The organism is Metallosphaera tengchongensis (genome assembly GCF_013343295.1).
GTDB lineage: Archaea > Thermoproteota > Thermoprotei_A > Sulfolobales > Sulfolobaceae > Metallosphaera > Metallosphaera tengchongensis.
Genome location: NZ_CP049074.1, coordinates 216,628 through 230,926, shown reverse-complemented (window position 1 = coordinate 230,926; position 14,299 = coordinate 216,628). Strand labels below are relative to the sequence as shown.

The window sequence follows — 14,299 nt, the reverse complement described above, 5'->3', positions numbered from 1 at the left end:
ATCTATGAAGCTGTTTGGAGTTGACGTCACCTCTTTAATTTCTCCACAGGTCAAGTTTCTAGCTACCTATAGGGAATTTATCTCTACAATTGGGGAGGAGAGACCAAGAATAGTCTCCTTGGATGAACGAGGGAGGGTTGTGAGAGAACTAATAGTGCTTAGGGAATCTAAATTTCCGGGAAGGAGAATAGAACCAGGTTACAGATTAGAGGTAGATCCTAAAGGTGACGGCAAGCTGGGTAGTCTCTCTACGATGAAATTCATTACCATAATGCCCAGGATGAGAAAGGACAGTTGGATAAGACCTAGTCTGTTATTTCTCGGGAGGAGGTTAAATCCTGAGATAATTCTAGTCGTAAACGATATCCCTGTGATAGGCAAAACAGGGTCAGAAGTTAAGAGGGAACTATTGTCCTTCCTAGAGGGCTGGGGGATAAGGGTAAGGTCTTTACCTGCAACTGTAAAGAGCAAAGGTGAAAAGGAGAAGGTTAAGGCCAAAATAGTTGACTTGGACTTCCTTACGCTTAACTCTCTCCCCTGAGCTTTCTGGTAACTTCGCTGGATACCTCTTTCGATAGCTTTCTAGTCTGTTCGCTTACGTTTCCTGATCTTTTAGTAGTCTCCAGGCTGTCTGAGAGCCTCCTTGTAGTCTCCATCAGCTCGAGTTTTCTTGTCTGACCTGCTATCTCTTCCATTCTCTTTAAGGTCCTCGTGGCTTCCACTAGGTTACCAGCTTCGACCTCACTGGAAACCTTCTTTAGGTTGTTGAAATACTCGTACTCCAGAATGATGTCCTTGTTAATTCCATTCATGAACACGTTTTGATTTTGTGCAGGTGATACCGATAGCACGTTCATTAAAGCCTGTTTCCTCCCATCTGCAGGCTCCTCGTAGTTGACCTTTACAGTGAGGAAGTTACCGTTAAAATTAGGAGGTATCACTGTCTCCCCCAAGATCTTTACAACACCTTCGATTGCGTTCAATTTGACAGGAGAACCAGAGTAGTTCAATAGCTTAATTTCAGACTCTCCGACAAAGTCCACAACTACGTTCTTCGCTGCTATTTTGGTCTTTGCCGCTTTAGGCAGCTTCTCTGGAATCTCCATTGCATCGTCAACGTGATAAAACACGCCACCTGATCTGTCTGCTAACGCCTTCAGAATACTTTCGTTATAGTCATCTCCTAATCCAAAGGAAATGGTCTGAACCCCGTTGGGTATCGGAACCTTCTTGTACGTTTCAGTATTGGTATCGTCGGTAGGATTTCCGTCCGTGAGAAGGATTACGTAACTAGGAATCCCGTGCTTGTTGTGAAGGTTAAACGCAGTCAAAAGGGCTGTGTAAAAGGCTGTTTGACCGCCGGCATTTAGGTTCACTATCTCATGCGTTAAATCTTCTGGATCTGAAAATTCCCTAATAATGTTTACCCTGCTGGAGAAAGTAATGAAGGATACCTTGTTCCCAGGAGGTATTTTCTTCAGAAGCTCCACTGCTCCCTTTTTAGCGTTATCTATCTTAAGGCCATCCATTGATCCGCTTGTGTCTAGAAGTACAATGTAATGAAAGCCTGTAGCAGTACCGATCTTTTCCGGTACTAAAAGAACTTTGAAGACCATCTTTATTTCGCTGTTAAAAGAGTACTTATGGCTTGACTCTACCTTAACTGATAAGGTCATGACCTATCACCGTTAAATAAGAAGGTCTCATCTAAGTAAACCTGACTGAACTTTCCGTCCTCTTGTAAAAGAATTCCAGCTCTCATCTTATGGTATCTACTTGAGAACACTGTTATAACTCTTTCATCCATCTCCGCCCTGAAGCCGTCTGCGACCTCGTGTCCCCTTATAATTCCTTTTAGGAGGTTCTCCTTGAGAAAATTGAGGGTTACATCCCTTCCGTAGAAGAACGTTCCTTCTCCCCTCACGTTGGGGACGAATCCGTCCAATTCTTCCCTCGGATCATTCCAAAGCAACTCAAAAGCAATCTCGTCCTCCGGCAGGACATCTGGCTTCTTAAGTTCATCCAGCTGGGTTACCGACTTCAGATTTCTCGCTATCCCCCCATGGACACAGAAGTAATCGTTCACTATTGCAGCGTAGGGCATTTGGGAAAAGAGTTCAACGAATTCCTTGTAGCTTTCTCCTCCAAGTTTCTGTTCCACCTCAGTTTTAAAGCCGTAATAATCGTTGGTGAGAGGACTCTCGTGATTTCCCCTTAAGACAACAATCTTTTCAGGACTTTCGATAAACTTTGAGAGTATCAATTCTAAGTTTTCCAGTCCATATGGTTCCCTGTCTACATAGTCTCCCAGAAACACAATGACATCGAAGTTTGCATAGTTCTCCAGTACGTGCCTTGTGACGTTATAGGCCCCATGGGTGTCCCCAACGTAAACTGCTCTCCTTTTCTCCCCCACCCTCAAGAGAGGTTTAGTCGATGAGAACATCTCTGTTGCCTTACTCACTAAGTTCAGAATATTGTCCTTCCTCTCTTGAGGCCAAGAACTCATTCTCTCACAATCTTTATTATAGTATTATTTCCCAGCTTAACGACTGCGTTACCAGGTAAGGGAGCCTTTCCCTTCACAGTCTGGAATATCTTTCCATCGTATATGTAAGTCCCATTGGTGCTATTGAGGTCCTCAATATACAAAGAGTCCCCCTCCTTATATAGAATAGCATGCCTTCTCGATATTTCACCGTCCGGTATCATTATTACGTTTTCCGGACTTCTCCCCAACGATATACTTTCGAAGACTTCAAAGTCCAAGGGAACCTTTGTCTTGTTCAAGGCTGATACAGGTGTCGCGATGAATTGAATATAGTACTTGAACGTGACCTTCTGTTCAACTGTTTGCTGAGCTGGCCCAGGTTGAGCGACAGGTTGAGTTGATTGTTCCGCTGGTTGTGTTTCAGTCACTGGTTTTGATTCGGCAACCTGCTGAGCAACATTGGCCTCCTCAGGAGCTTGAGGTTGCTCCTCCTGCACTGCCGATGTCTCAGGCTTTTGCTCCTCCTGCGTTTGCAGGACTGGTTCTTGGTTACCCTGGCTTTGTTGTACTTCAGGTGCTTGTTCCTGAGTTACTTGGCTAGTCTCAGTTGCTATTTGTCCTTCTGGTTTCTTGAGACCGCACGTAACGCAGTATGCTGCGTCATCTGGATTTTCTGTCCCGCATCCTGAACATTTCCATGGCATATCAGTATTATCCATCTAAAAACCTAATAAGTATTTCCGGATATGACGAAACCGTAAATTGCTCCGCAAATCAGTCAGACAAAAGAACTGGAAAATAGCTACTTTCTAACAATTTTACTTAAATACTCCACATCTCCAGGTACAGATATCAGGACTGATTTCACGTTAAGTCCTGCCAATTGATCTATAATTAACTTTACCTCTTCAGTTTCAAAGTAAGGTTGAGAAATTCCCTTGAGGATCTCCTTATTTTTATCAGTCCTTATAATAACATATGGTATAATTTTATCCAGAGGTAAATTGAGGATGGATTTGACACCGCTAAAATGAAGACCTAAGAAGAAGTCTGCAGGAAGATCTAGTCTAGAAAATATTTCATCCTTACTCTTCCTTAAGCTAATCATCCCTCCAGCCCTAACGTTATAACTCTTAGCTATTTCTATCGCCCTTTGAGAGGAGAGCTGATTAACCTCATGACCGAACTTAGGTTTGTCCCCCTGAGTGAAGGCAACATCAAAGTTCATCATTCTGGAAGTTATGGAGAGAGATCTAACGAAAAGTTCATTGACATCTACCAGGCGTTGATTTAGTATTATCCTCTTGTTACCCAATCTCTCCCTTATTAAGGTGCCGACAACAGACGGGATTACAGAAGGTTCTCCTAGGGCTGCGTCAGGAATGTCATAACCGTCGAACTCGCTTAAGAGGTCTATCTCCTTCTTGAGCTTCTCCAGCTTCCACTTAGCATGAACTTCAGCTAATATTTCCATTTTGGGCACTTTTTTATAACGCACTATAAATATATTTATGTGTGTATTGTAAGAAGTGTAACTCTAAGGCAGTTATAAGGGTCCATTTCAACAGTCTCCCCCTTTGTGCTACACACTTCTCTGAATGGTTTGAGTCCAAGGTCGAGAAAACTATAGTGGACTATAATATGATTCAAAGGCACGAAACTGTGGGCGTAGCGGTGTCCGGAGGAAAGGATAGTTCTACTCTCCTTCACGTCTTGTCTAAGCTATCCACAAAGTTAGGTTTTGACCTGGTAGGCATTAACATTGATCTGGGCATAGATGGCGGGACCCAGTACTCCTCACTCAGTACTCAAATGGCAATCAAGAACTTCGAGCTGACCGGAGTTAGGTATAAGGTCCTGAAGCTAAAGGAAAGCTACGGTTTCTCCATAGACGAGGCCAAGACTAGGATAAGAAGACCAGTATGTAGCACTTGCGGTTTGGTCAAGAGATATGTCTTAGAGGAGGTGGCGAAGGGTCTTGGAGCTAATGTATTAGCTACCGGACATAACCTAAACGATATGGCCCAGTTTGTGATGGCTGGATATCACACGGGAGACCTGCAGAACCTTGCTAGACTGAGGGCTGTACTCCCCGCAGAGAACGGTTATCTAAAGAAAGTAAAACCGTTGTTCCTCTCCTCCGAGAAGGAGATCATGACGTACGCTCTGATGAATAAAATCCCATTCATGGTGGACTCCTGCCCCAACAATAGAAGGGTCGGTGGCCCTACGTCAGATAAGCTAAGGAAGATGTTGGAAGCTACTGAGGACGAAATCCCTGGCTTTATGACTAGACTTGTTGAGAATTTCGAAAAAAGGATAAGACCCTTCTTTGAGGATCTTCCAAAATATAACCTTGGCAAATGTAAAATTTGTGGGAAACCCACAAATAGCGACAGGGAAATATGTTCCTTCTGCGCGTTGAAAATCAAGATGGGTGGAGCGAAGGAAAATGTCACATAAGGATAAAAGGGAGTTCCAAATACAACTGAAATATCCTGATGGATCCCCAGCAGGTTACGTAGTATACAACGACGGAGTCTCTAGGGTTTTTGACGAGAAAAACCAGTTCCTATTTGAAGTTGAAGGAATATTCCCACCGAGGCCTAGAAATGTCTCCATGGATTGGATTGATAAAGTCCTCGAGAGGGGCCTGGAGGACGGTAGAAAGAGGTTTATCCTTTACGTTGCGTCTAGGTATTTAATGAACGTGAAGAAGTTGCCTGAGGACGAGGCATTAGAGAGGATAAAGTCATTCTACTACAAAAATGGGGGGAAGGTTTACGACACGTGGATAAGGTCAGTGCTAAGAGGAGTTAAAGCCAAAGGGTTAATGCCCCCATCCCTAAACTCTCTCCAGGTAAAGGATAGGGATCTGTACCAGGCTATAAAGACCGCTTTGGAAAAAAACGATAAAACAACTTTATAAAAAAGAAATTATATATTGTTATATGGCTACCAGCAAGAGATGGGATACGTTTACGTGGTTTGCCGTTGTTGTGCCATTGGCAGTTTTCTTCGTGATGACCTTGATTCTAGCACTTTACCTTAACAGCTTTTCCCCTTGGCGGTCTGTGGTACCTGTTTTGCTTGGCTTCGCGGTTTTCTTCTTAATTCTAGGAGTTTTCTTAAGAACAAAATTTGGAAGGATGGCTCTATAACGTGGGGGATATCTAGCTAATGTCATCTAACCTGTCTAACAACGGATCCACGTAACTCTTTTCACCAAAGACTACGAGGTCATCGACGTCCTTCTGATAGTATTTCTCAATGATTCTCAGGATATGCTCCAAGGATCCAGGGAATATATCGATGACTTCCCCTCCCTGCAGCTTATCGTCCTCATATACAGCTACTGCCATGTTCTTGTACACGTTTATCCTGAAGGCTGAGATTACCTTTCCATCCTCTACTTTTTTGTATACGTAAATTAGGAGTAAGGGCTCAGTGATTCCATGCCTTACATACTCGGAGTACTTAAGCATGACTTATTTAATTGAGAATTGGTATTAAAAATCCATGAACTCCATACAGGATCTCATAGAATTTGTTAAAATAGATACTACCTCGGCTAAGGGGAAGGGAGAGGAGGGCGCTAAGTTCATTAAGGATTACATGCAGAGCCATGGGATTGAGGCTAGGGTAGTCCAACATAGATCAAGAAATCCTTACGTTCTTGGAGAGATTAACGTCGGTGCCCAGAAAACTCTTCTCATCTACAACCATTATGACGTACAACCAGTTGAACCCCTGGAAAGGTGGCAAAGCGATCCTTTCAATCCAGTGGAAAAGGATGGGAAACTGATCGGTAGGGGTGTAGGAGACGACAAAGGCTCCTTAATGGCGAGGTTACAGGCCATAATAGAAATGGGGAAACCCCCGGTTAATATCAAGTTCGTTTATGAGGGTGAAGAGGAGATCGGAAGTCCAAATATAGATTCTTTCCTGGAGGCGCATAAGGAGGAGTTGAAGTCAGATTACATCCTTTGGGAAGGAGCAGGAAGAGGAGCCAGTGGGGCCCCAGAGATAGTCCTAGGCGTCAAGGGTCTTCTCTACGTGGAATTAATTTTGAGGACTGAGAAAGACCTTCACTCGATGTATGCGCCGATTTCCAAGAACCCTGCATGGGATTTGGTGAGAATCTTAAGTTCTCTAAAGAGAGGAGACAAGGTTTCCCTACCTGGATTTTATGATAAGGTAAAGTGGCTAACTGAGAGCGAACTGAAATATCTCAAGAGTGATAGAGCTTCCATGGAAAAGGCTTTAGGACAGAAGCTCCCTGAGGACTTCGAAAGGAGGTTGATAGAGGAGCCCACGTGCAACATTGCTGGGCTTTACTCAGGCTATACTGGTGAAGGCTCTAAGACTGTCATACCGTCATATGCCATGGCCAAACTGGACTTTAGGCTAGTCCCAAATCAGGACCCAGATGAAGTGCTGAACCAACTAAAGGAGTTTCTCCCTGGAGTTGAAATAAAGGTATGGGGTAAGGTCAGACCTTATAGGACATCTATTACCAGTAAGATATCAATATCTCTGATCGAGTCTGCAAAGAAGGTTTATGGAACTGAGCCGGAGGTCATACCCAATAGTCCGGGCACGGGACCCATGGAGTCCTTCGCCAGAATTCTCAACAATAATCAAATCGCCGATGGTGTGGGAGTTGAACATCCCGGTTCAAATATTCACTCATTCAACGAGAACATTTATGTTAAGGACTACATGATGGCTAAGGAGTGGATGAAACAGTTCCTGAGGGAACTAGGTTAAAGCTTGAATCAGAACTTTTTTGTGAAATCACCCATCTTTACTCGGCAAACTCATCATCACCTGACTTCCTCCCCGCTCTAATGCGCGAGGCTTCCCCTACTTTGTAAAATGGTTATTGGTAGATAAAATGTTCTCCGTCTATCGCATAGAGGAGATGATTTAGGAGGACATGCTGACTTCCTCCCCGCTCTAATGCGCGAGGCTTTCCTCTCTTCGTAAAAGGTCACTGGTCAGAGAAACTAAGGGGATGAAGACAGACTGTTCAGTACTTGCAGCAGGGATGGATTGTGGGTTCTCGTGGACAGCAGGTTTCATGACAAGATAGCGAGGAAGTTTCTTCCAGAGGACGTGGAGAGTGAGGTGAAAGTTGGGAATAGCAGGCTAGATTTCAGATTCAATAATAAATGGATCGAGGTCAAGGGATCAGTCTCGTGAAGTGAGGTATAGCTTTATTTCCACACGCTCCTCCAATACGGGGCGTGAGACGCCCTAAAAGAGCTAGTCCATCTCAGAAACAAAGGGTATGGGGTCATGTTAATGATCTTAGTAATGAGGCCCGATGCTAAACGCTTCATGCACATTAGGCGAACCGATGCTAGATTTGCCTAAACTTTTTGGGAAGCAATTAAATCGTGGATAAGGTTAGAAATAAATAGCTTTACACTAAAGGGAAATAAAGTAAATTACTTCTCTAACTTTAAACTTTGTTGGAAAAATCGTCTTTGAATGATCTGAGAGTTAATTAGAACGTTGTTAAATTCTTCTCCTGATCCTTTCCATTCTGACCTCTTCGTCCAACTTCTCTGCAAAATCTCTGAACCACCTGTCCATGAAGGCTATCTCTGACGTTCTTTCCATCCATCCCTCATATTCGAACGTAAGGTGAACTGGAGATCCAACTCTCACTGTGAGTCTCCCATCGCCCTTTCCTCCTCCTGCTGAAAGGTGAAAAGCGTAAATTATCTCCTCTCCCCTAATGACGTTACCATGCATATGAAATCCCATGAGCATAAACCTCCCATTAGCATCGAAGGAGTTTCCGTCAATCTTTACCTCCTTTATAGGAGGAAACAGTCTAGGGAGCACAAAGGAGGGATCGGAAAGTACAGTATATAGAGATGGAGTATCATGACTTGTGGAGACCTCTACCGATTTCTTCATTATAAATCGACCGAAGATATATATATCAATCCTCTTAATAAAGATATTGTAAAATTCCAACATCTTATTTAACGACTTCTTACCTAAAAGATGAATACGAAATTTTACTGGAGCTTGTAGGAGATCTCGGTTGTTCAAATCCAGTGCTAGGACCTCGCAATTTGGCTCCTCCGGTACCCCTTTAGGACCTCTTTAGTGTATCCAGCGACTTCGCCTGTTAAAACGCCTCCATGCTCTGCTGTCTATACAAAGTGGTAGTTGCAGAGGTACTTCACGTGTCTAGTCGACCTATATTTCACACTTTAAAGTATACAGGAGATATTTAAACCCTATCCCATCATAAAGGGTGAGGCTTGTCCTCCCTTTGTTAAATTCTTCTCCTTATCCTTTCCATTCTGACCTCTTCGTCCAACTTCTCTGCAAAATCGCTGAACCACCTGTCTATGAAGAGTATCCCTGACGTTCTTTCCATCCACCCCTCATATTCCAACGTAAGGTAAACTGGAGATCCAACTCTCACTGTGAGTCTCCCATCGCCCTTCCCCCCGCTTCCTGAAAGGCGAAAAGCGTAAATTATCTCCTCTCCTCTAACCAGGTTACCACGTATGTAAAATCCCATGAGCATAAACCTCCCATTAGCATCGAAGGAGTTTCCGTCAATCTTTACCTCCTTTATAGGAGGAAACAGTCTAGGGAGCACAAAGGAGGGATCGGAAAGTACAGTATATAGAGATTTAGCATCGTGACTTGTGGAGACCTCTATTGATCTCTTCATAGAAATCGACCGAAAAAAAAGATATCAATCCTCTTAATAAAGTTATTGTAAAATTCCAGATCTTGTTTAACAACCTCTTACTCAGAAAATGACTACGAAATTTTAATGGAGCTTATAGGTAGCCTCTGTTATTCAGAACTTGTATAGTACGTTGTTCAAGCTATAAGAACATTTCACGTCGTAAACCCTGCATCAAGGCTCAATACACCTCTCTAAGAGTAATGAATTTGAGCCCAACACTGATTTTCCTAGTCCATATGGGTCTACGCCCAATAGTCTCCAATAGTTTAGGTTTAATTTATTTCATCTATTCTATTGGAAAGATTTTTAGTTTAGTATAAACTCTATAATGAACTGAGTGAGAAAATGGTAGTCGAATCCAATTGTGAAATACCTGAAAATCTTCTCTATTATATAGATGGGAAAAATACGGTGTGGGCTAAACAAGAGTCCCCCGATACACTCCTTGTGGGTATTACTGATCTAGCCCAGACTATGGCAGGAAAAGTTGTGAAAGTGAGGATAAAGAAGAAGGGGACTAAGGTAGAGAGAGGCAAGCCTGTTGCTACCATGGAGAGCGGGAAGTGGGCCGGTCCAGTACCCGCTCCAGTTTCTGGTGAGATAATTGATGTAAACGGTGAGGTTGAAAAGAGCCCCGTACTCGTAAATAGAGACCCCTACGGGAACGGTTGGCTAGTGAGGATGAAGGTGGCTAACCCTGAGGAGTTAAAGCTCTTACAGACTGGTAATCAAGCAGTTCAGAAGCTAAAGGAACTGATATCCTCAGAGAAGCTTTCCTGTAAGAGGCTCTGAAATGTCTTGGAGATTCGTTTCTCTCCCTCCCCAAGACGGTTATCACATGGTAACTTCCTTTGTGTCAGTTGCGGAGTACGTCTCTAGGGGAGGAAAAGACACATTCCTAGTTTTTTCAGTTAAGGAACCCTTCGTAAATGTTGGAGTCCATCAAGAAGTGTGGCTAGAGGTAGATTTGGATTACACTTTAAAGAACAATATTCCAGTAGTCAGACGTGACCTGGGTGGTGGTACGGTGGTCATTACCCAGGGTGAGCACGATTACTTCATCGTAGTTAGGGGAGAGAACGCTCCTTCAGATCCCAAGACCCTTTACGAGCGATTTCTGACACCAGTTGTTGACGTATTGAAGGATTATGGGCTTAACGCTACCCTAAGGGATCAGGACATAGTGGTAAACGGTAAAAAGATCAGCGGAAACGGAGCTATGACCCACGGGAAAGCTGTGGTAATAGCTGGAAATATCCTGATGAGAGCTGACACCCGGCTCATGAGTAAGTGCATTAAGGTCCCGTCCGAGAAATTTAGGGACAAAATAGCTAAGGACATGTCCGAGTGGATTACGTCATTGGAGAGGGAACTTGGCTATGTCCCTCCTAGGGAGGAATTAGATAAGAAATTGAAAGAGAGTTTTGAAAGCCATTTAAACATAAAGTTTGAGGAGTCTACCCTTACCCCTGAAGAAATAGAGACCTGGGAAAAGTTAGCTAGCGAGAAAAGAAATGAGGAGTGGATCTACTATAAGGATAGGAGGCATCCTGAGCTGAAGACTGAGAGGTGCGTGAAGATATCTTCCTCTGTAGCGGTTTGCCATTTAGATTATAAGGCAAGGAAGCTGATTAGGATAACAGCAAAGTTTGTTGAGGGCAAGATAGACGAGGTGTCCATATCAGGTGACTTTTTCGTAATGTCACCAAAGGGCTTCCTCGAGACTTTAGAGGACAGATTAAGAGGAGTTACCCCGAGTAGGGTTCATGAAATCATAGATTCTACCTTTTTAGAGGTCAAGCCCATCATATTTGGCTTTAGCGCCGAGGACTTGAAGAAGGCGTTTCAAGAAATTCTGAACAAACCCGAAGTTCAAGAGGTCTTGGGCTGATCTTATACTAAATAGTATTTTTAAAATCGAAAATATTAATAAAAGAGATAGAATAACTTTAACACTCATCGAGCTACTCTAAATCGAAAAAACAGCTAAAATCTCCCTCTCATCAAGGCTCCCTAGAAGTGTCCTGGGATCCACAACAGGAAGGAAACCTATATTTCTACTGGACATAAGTGACCTAGCCGTCTCTAGGCTTGAATCAGGAGTGACCTTGAAGACTGGGCTTGACATCACGCTGCTTGCCTTCAGGTCCATCTTGTCGTTTAATATGGCTCTGCCCACGTCTCTAATGGAGATCACTCCTGAAGCCAGACTGTTTTCTACTACAACCGCATGCCTCTCCCAATTTTCCTTCATAGCTAGCCCTACCTCCTTAACCTCAACTTCTGGAGAGACTAGCAGAGGGTCGATCTTCATCACATCTCCTACCCTGATGTCCTCCTCTACCTTGCAATTCCTGATCAAGTCCCTCTCAGTAACTATTCCCACGGTCTTGTCTCCACTGACCACGAGCAGAGACCCTACCCCCTTAGACGTCATTATCTTTGTAGCCTGCTTAAGGTCTAGGTCCTCAGAAACCGCAAGCAAATCCACAGCCATTACATCACGGACGTAACTCTTCTTGTCGTACCAACCGTAAACAAGGTCCCTTATGGTAACTAGACCTTGCTCCTCAACTACTAGCCTTCTTATACCCCTCTCAAGCATGATCTTGAGTGCGTTCCTCAACGTCGAGTTAGCTTCGACCCTCACCAAATCCTTTACCATTACTTCCTTAACCTTCATGGGATCACGGTTTTGTTATTTTCACCGAATTACACTTGGATAGGCACTCCGATACGTCTGTATATTTCCACATTTCGCTTGGCTTGAAACATTGCTCCATGCAAGGATCCGAGATTTGAGCCTGCATTTTTTCACCAATTACTTGTTTATAGATAAAAGGAAAAAACCTTTACGGAAGAACATTATCTATATACTGTGATAGTTTGATAGAGAAGGTAGGTAACCTGGACCTTGAGGTCGTGGCAATAATTGAGGTAGAAGGGAAGGATTTCAAAGTAGTGAACGTTCCATCTCCCGATGAATATAGGGGCTTCCCCCCATCTTGGGAATTTGTTAAGTCAAATATGCTATCATGGAGACCCTATTTTAAGGGAAGAATGATTGAGTTTAATGGGCAGCTAGTCCCAGCGGTGAACGATTATCTACTTAACCTTGACGAGGAGATGTACAAGTTCCTTTATGACATTTACCTAACGTTTAAGGTTAACAAGCCTTCCATCGAGACCAACATCAGTGTAGTCATTACTAAGGAGATCGATGATATGGAGAGGGAAAAGGGTAGAACACTGAGCGAGATGGAAAGGACTAACCTATATTTAAGGTTCTCTGTGGAGGCAGCAATATTCAAAGACGTGGGTATAATTAATTAGGTGGTCATATGATAACGTTTACAGCTGAGGGTAAGTTAGAGGGAGACAGAGCATTGGTGTCAGTTAAGGACACAGAGCTAAAGATAGGTTTCATTGGATCAGATGACCCTACCCCCGAGGAATTGCTTTTAGGGGCCGCACTGTCCTGTATGCTGCTAACAATACATTATATAGCCAGGGAGAGGAGAGTCTCCTTTGACGAAATATCCGGTTACATCGAGGGAGAGCTGGATCCTAAGGGGTTTCAAGGAGATCCTTCGATTAGACCTGGGGTCCTGAAGGTAAAATATGATATAGTCGTAGTTTCAAAAGATGAGAGGATGGGAGAGGTGTTGGAACTGTCCTTGAGGAGATGCCCCCTAAAGGATACACTTATGAGGGGAACTGAAGTGGACGTGAAATGGGAAATAAGGAGAGTCTGAAGCGTTCCATAATCTACTCCCTTGTCGAGGAGAGGTCCTTAAAGTTAGACACTTAGCGTTATCTGTAACCTTACGTCTCTAAATATCTCGCTAAATCGAAGGGAGTAACAGAAGCAAATAAACTTAAAAACTCACTTATTTAACTTTTTATGATTATTAATGGCTGAAGAGCTCATGAAGCCCGGGGAGAAGCAGTTGGAGGAGGCTAGAGGCTATCTATTTGATCTACTTGACAGATTAAATGAGGTTTCGGTTAAACATGAGAAAGTCCTTGCAAGTAAAGGGATAATGCCCAGATTGGCTACAGTGTTGGGTATGGTGACCATGCAGAGGTACCAGATAGACTTAGTCATAAAATACTATTGGAAACAGTTGGAGGAAGTCTTGAACTCTATGTCACAGATCCAGGAAATTCAGGCAGACATGAAGGAAATAATGGAAGATGCGAATATGATAAAGTCTCTAGTACAAGAGGCTGGTCTATAAGAAATTTTTTCTTTTTCTTTCTATACCTAGAAACGTTTGATTTAAAAGTCGAAGTTCGGAAAAGATAGAGAGCGACCGTGATTCACATTACTTTCTTCCATGACGTGCTGTGCCCTTTCTGTTACGTAACTAACAAGAGGCTCAAGAACGTTATATCCAAGTACGAAAACGTAAAGGTCAAACATAAAGCGTTTATGATAATTTCCTCTCTGGACGATCTCCTTGCGGCAGCGCCTACACCTGAAGATGCAAGGGAGCTTTTCAGGAGTGAGTTTTCTATCTTAACTAGATATTATCCGGATTATGATCCTAAAAAGGTCCTAGATAAGGGGAAGATAGGTCACGTGTGGTCCATGCCCCCCCTTATGGCGTGTAAGGCTGCTGAGTTTCAGAGAGGAGATCAAGGACACTGGGAGTACTTTTCGTTGGCCCAAGACAAGTTCTTCATGGAAGGTGAGAACATAAATGACGATTCAGTACTAATATCCATAGCTAAGGAAGTGGGACTGGATGTGGAGAGGTTCAAGAGAGATTTTAAATCCAAGGAGGCAAAGCTTGCGGTAATCCAGGATGAAGAGGAGGCTAAGGCAATGGGTATAAGAGGTGTTCCCGCCCTTGTCGTCAATGATAAGTGGTTGATTAGAGGAGTTCAGACTGAGGAATTTCTAAAGCAAGTTGTGGACGACATCATGGAATACGGTGAGCCTAAAAAGGTAGAACTAAAGGCTTATTGGGAGCAGTGAGGTCGCTTATCAATACATTTTTCGATGCTTAGTCTCTAGGAGAGACTAGTTGCTGTACGACTACAATCAAGAGTTCAGGATGCAGGGGTTTGGGTTT

At 43.4% G+C, this 14,299-nt stretch carries 20 protein-coding genes and 2 pseudogenes; 13 read left to right on the top strand and 9 right to left on the bottom strand.

The genetic code is table 11. From position 1 onward, the window contains the following. Positions 1-4: 4 nt before the first annotated feature. A complete protein-coding gene (locus GWK48_RS01095; RefSeq protein WP_174628815.1) occupies positions 5-541 on the top strand; it encodes a hypothetical protein in 537 nt (178 codons plus the stop codon). On the opposite strand, the gene GWK48_RS01090 is transcribed toward GWK48_RS01095, so the two are convergent. The 4 genes from GWK48_RS01090 to GWK48_RS01075 form a co-directional block, all read right to left on the bottom strand. Beyond that, entirely contained in the window at positions 525-1,676 is a 1,152-nt protein-coding gene (locus tag GWK48_RS01090; protein ID WP_174628813.1) for a VWA domain-containing protein, read from the bottom strand. The two genes, GWK48_RS01095 and GWK48_RS01090, sit on opposite strands and share 17 nt — an antisense overlap. After that, positions 1,673-2,509: a metallophosphoesterase gene (locus GWK48_RS01085; protein WP_174628811.1), complete on the bottom strand. Its 837-nt coding sequence runs from the start codon at positions 2,507-2,509 to the stop codon at positions 1,673-1,675. Before GWK48_RS01085 ends, GWK48_RS01090 begins: the two co-directional genes overlap by 4 nt. Beyond that, positions 2,506-3,195: an FHA domain-containing protein gene (locus tag GWK48_RS01080; RefSeq protein WP_174632398.1), complete on the bottom strand. Its 690-nt coding sequence runs from the start codon at positions 3,193-3,195 to the stop codon at positions 2,506-2,508. The genes GWK48_RS01085 and GWK48_RS01080 overlap by 4 nt, the downstream gene beginning before the upstream one ends. A 98-nt stretch (positions 3,196-3,293) precedes the next feature. Next, positions 3,294-3,965: a hypothetical protein gene (locus GWK48_RS01075; protein WP_174628809.1), complete on the bottom strand. Its 672-nt coding sequence runs from the start codon at positions 3,963-3,965 to the stop codon at positions 3,294-3,296. 41 nt (positions 3,966-4,006) lie between these two features. On the opposite strand from GWK48_RS01075, the gene GWK48_RS01070 reads away from it, so the two are divergent. From GWK48_RS01070 to GWK48_RS01060, 3 genes are read left to right on the top strand one after another with little or no spacing between them, the layout of a single operon-like run. Continuing rightward, the gene (locus GWK48_RS01070; protein WP_174628807.1) at positions 4,007-4,954 is read left to right on the top strand and encodes a PP-loop family protein; all 948 of its coding nucleotides are present in this window, start codon (positions 4,007-4,009) and stop codon (positions 4,952-4,954) included. Beyond that, positions 4,944-5,420 carry a DNA primase noncatalytic subunit PriX gene (priX, locus tag GWK48_RS01065; RefSeq protein WP_174628805.1) on the top strand — a complete coding sequence of 159 codons (477 nt, stop codon included), beginning with the start codon at positions 4,944-4,946 and terminating at the stop codon, positions 5,418-5,420. Before GWK48_RS01070 ends, priX begins: the two co-directional genes overlap by 11 nt. A 22-nt stretch (positions 5,421-5,442) precedes the next feature. Continuing rightward, positions 5,443-5,652, top strand: a complete 210-nt coding sequence (locus tag GWK48_RS01060; protein ID WP_174628803.1) for a hypothetical protein — start codon at positions 5,443-5,445, stop codon at positions 5,650-5,652. A gap of 12 nt (positions 5,653-5,664) precedes the next feature. Here GWK48_RS01060 and GWK48_RS01055 read toward each other — a convergent pair whose 3' ends face one another. After that, positions 5,665-5,976, bottom strand: a complete 312-nt coding sequence (locus GWK48_RS01055; RefSeq protein WP_174628801.1) for a hypothetical protein — start codon at positions 5,974-5,976, stop codon at positions 5,665-5,667. 34 nt (positions 5,977-6,010) lie between these two features. On the opposite strand from GWK48_RS01055, the gene GWK48_RS01050 reads away from it, so the two are divergent. From GWK48_RS01050 to GWK48_RS11865, 3 genes and pseudogenes are all read left to right on the top strand, one after another. Continuing rightward, positions 6,011-7,261: a M20/M25/M40 family metallo-hydrolase gene (locus GWK48_RS01050; protein WP_174628799.1), complete on the top strand. Its 1,251-nt coding sequence runs from the start codon at positions 6,011-6,013 to the stop codon at positions 7,259-7,261. 297 nt (positions 7,262-7,558) lie between these two features. Next, positions 7,559-7,696 (top strand): DNA/RNA nuclease SfsA, encoded by a 138-nt coding sequence (locus GWK48_RS01045; protein WP_174628797.1) that lies wholly within the window; start codon positions 7,559-7,561, stop codon positions 7,694-7,696. Between the two features lie 66 nt (positions 7,697-7,762). Continuing rightward, positions 7,763-7,870: pseudogene (locus tag GWK48_RS11865) on the top strand (DNA/RNA nuclease SfsA); the annotation flags it as partial. A gap of 144 nt (positions 7,871-8,014) precedes the next feature. Here the strand turns inward: GWK48_RS11865 and GWK48_RS01035 are convergent. From GWK48_RS01035 to GWK48_RS01030, 3 genes and pseudogenes are all read right to left on the bottom strand, one after another. Then, positions 8,015-8,422, bottom strand: a complete 408-nt coding sequence (locus GWK48_RS01035) for a DUF3211 domain-containing protein (RefSeq protein WP_174628794.1) — start codon at positions 8,420-8,422, stop codon at positions 8,015-8,017. Between the two features lie 135 nt (positions 8,423-8,557). Beyond that, a pseudogene (locus GWK48_RS11405) lies at positions 8,558-8,721 on the bottom strand (transposase); the annotation flags it as partial. A gap of 68 nt (positions 8,722-8,789) precedes the next feature. Further along, positions 8,790-9,197, bottom strand: a complete 408-nt coding sequence (locus tag GWK48_RS01030; protein WP_174628792.1) for a DUF3211 domain-containing protein — start codon at positions 9,195-9,197, stop codon at positions 8,790-8,792. A 366-nt stretch (positions 9,198-9,563) separates the two neighbouring features. Between GWK48_RS01030 and gcvH the strand changes: the two genes are divergently transcribed. Together gcvH and GWK48_RS01020 are read left to right on the top strand one after the other, a co-directional pair. Next, on the top strand, positions 9,564-10,010 hold the full coding sequence (gcvH, locus tag GWK48_RS01025) for a glycine cleavage system protein H (RefSeq protein WP_174628789.1): 447 nt from the start codon (positions 9,564-9,566) through the stop codon (positions 10,008-10,010). 1 nt (position 10,011) lies between these two features. Then, the gene (locus GWK48_RS01020) at positions 10,012-11,109 is read left to right on the top strand and encodes a lipoyl protein ligase domain-containing protein (RefSeq protein ID WP_174628787.1); all 1,098 of its coding nucleotides are present in this window, start codon (positions 10,012-10,014) and stop codon (positions 11,107-11,109) included. Positions 11,110-11,187: 78 nt separating this feature from the next. Here the strand turns inward: GWK48_RS01020 and GWK48_RS01015 are convergent, their stop codons facing one another. Further along, a complete protein-coding gene (locus GWK48_RS01015; RefSeq protein ID WP_174628785.1) occupies positions 11,188-11,901 on the bottom strand; it encodes a CBS domain-containing protein in 714 nt (237 codons plus the stop codon). 203 nt (positions 11,902-12,104) lie between these two features. On the opposite strand from GWK48_RS01015, the gene GWK48_RS01010 reads away from it, so the two are divergent. The 4 genes from GWK48_RS01010 to GWK48_RS00995 all read left to right on the top strand — a co-directional run bounded on the left by GWK48_RS01010 (position 12,105) and on the right by GWK48_RS00995 (position 14,202). Beyond that, a complete protein-coding gene (locus GWK48_RS01010; protein ID WP_174628777.1) occupies positions 12,105-12,551 on the top strand; it encodes a hypothetical protein in 447 nt (148 codons plus the stop codon). 8 nt (positions 12,552-12,559) lie between these two features. After that, positions 12,560-12,973 (top strand): OsmC family protein, encoded by a 414-nt coding sequence (locus GWK48_RS01005; RefSeq protein WP_174628775.1) that lies wholly within the window; start codon positions 12,560-12,562, stop codon positions 12,971-12,973. A 159-nt stretch (positions 12,974-13,132) separates the two neighbouring features. After that, on the top strand, positions 13,133-13,459 hold the full coding sequence (locus GWK48_RS01000) for a hypothetical protein (protein ID WP_174628773.1): 327 nt from the start codon (positions 13,133-13,135) through the stop codon (positions 13,457-13,459). Between the two features lie 77 nt (positions 13,460-13,536). Beyond that, on the top strand, positions 13,537-14,202 hold the full coding sequence (locus GWK48_RS00995; RefSeq protein ID WP_246263859.1) for a DsbA family oxidoreductase: 666 nt from the start codon (positions 13,537-13,539) through the stop codon (positions 14,200-14,202). The last annotated feature ends 97 nt before the right edge of the window (positions 14,203-14,299 follow it).

Coding starts and splice junctions, on each gene's coding strand:
- priX (WP_174628805.1), top strand. CDS start 4,944: ATGTCACATAAGGATAAAAGGGAGTTCCAAATACAACTGAAATATCCT.
- GWK48_RS01050 (WP_174628799.1), top strand. CDS start 6,011: ATGAACTCCATACAGGATCTCATAGAATTTGTTAAAATAGATACTACC.
- gcvH (WP_174628789.1), top strand. CDS start 9,564: ATGGTAGTCGAATCCAATTGTGAAATACCTGAAAATCTTCTCTATTAT.
- GWK48_RS01090 (WP_174628813.1), bottom strand. CDS start 1,676: ATGACCTTATCAGTTAAGGTAGAGTCAAGCCATAAGTACTCTTTTAAC.
- GWK48_RS01020 (WP_174628787.1), top strand. CDS start 10,012: ATGTCTTGGAGATTCGTTTCTCTCCCTCCCCAAGACGGTTATCACATG.
- GWK48_RS01000 (WP_174628773.1), top strand. CDS start 13,133: ATGGCTGAAGAGCTCATGAAGCCCGGGGAGAAGCAGTTGGAGGAGGCT.
- GWK48_RS01060 (WP_174628803.1), top strand. CDS start 5,443: ATGGCTACCAGCAAGAGATGGGATACGTTTACGTGGTTTGCCGTTGTT.
- GWK48_RS01095 (WP_174628815.1), top strand. CDS start 5: ATGAAGCTGTTTGGAGTTGACGTCACCTCTTTAATTTCTCCACAGGTC.
- GWK48_RS01035 (WP_174628794.1), bottom strand. CDS start 8,422: ATGAAGAAATCGGTAGAGGTCTCCACAAGTCATGATACTCCATCTCTA.
- GWK48_RS01080 (WP_174632398.1), bottom strand. CDS start 3,195: ATGCCATGGAAATGTTCAGGATGCGGGACAGAAAATCCAGATGACGCA.
- GWK48_RS01015 (WP_174628785.1), bottom strand. CDS start 11,901: ATGAAGGTTAAGGAAGTAATGGTAAAGGATTTGGTGAGGGTCGAAGCT.
- GWK48_RS01075 (WP_174628809.1), bottom strand. CDS start 3,965: ATGGAAATATTAGCTGAAGTTCATGCTAAGTGGAAGCTGGAGAAGCTC.
- GWK48_RS01005 (WP_174628775.1), top strand. CDS start 12,560: ATGATAACGTTTACAGCTGAGGGTAAGTTAGAGGGAGACAGAGCATTG.
- GWK48_RS01055 (WP_174628801.1), bottom strand. CDS start 5,976: ATGCTTAAGTACTCCGAGTATGTAAGGCATGGAATCACTGAGCCCTTA.
- GWK48_RS01030 (WP_174628792.1), bottom strand. CDS start 9,197: ATGAAGAGATCAATAGAGGTCTCCACAAGTCACGATGCTAAATCTCTA.
- GWK48_RS01085 (WP_174628811.1), bottom strand. CDS start 2,509: ATGAGTTCTTGGCCTCAAGAGAGGAAGGACAATATTCTGAACTTAGTG.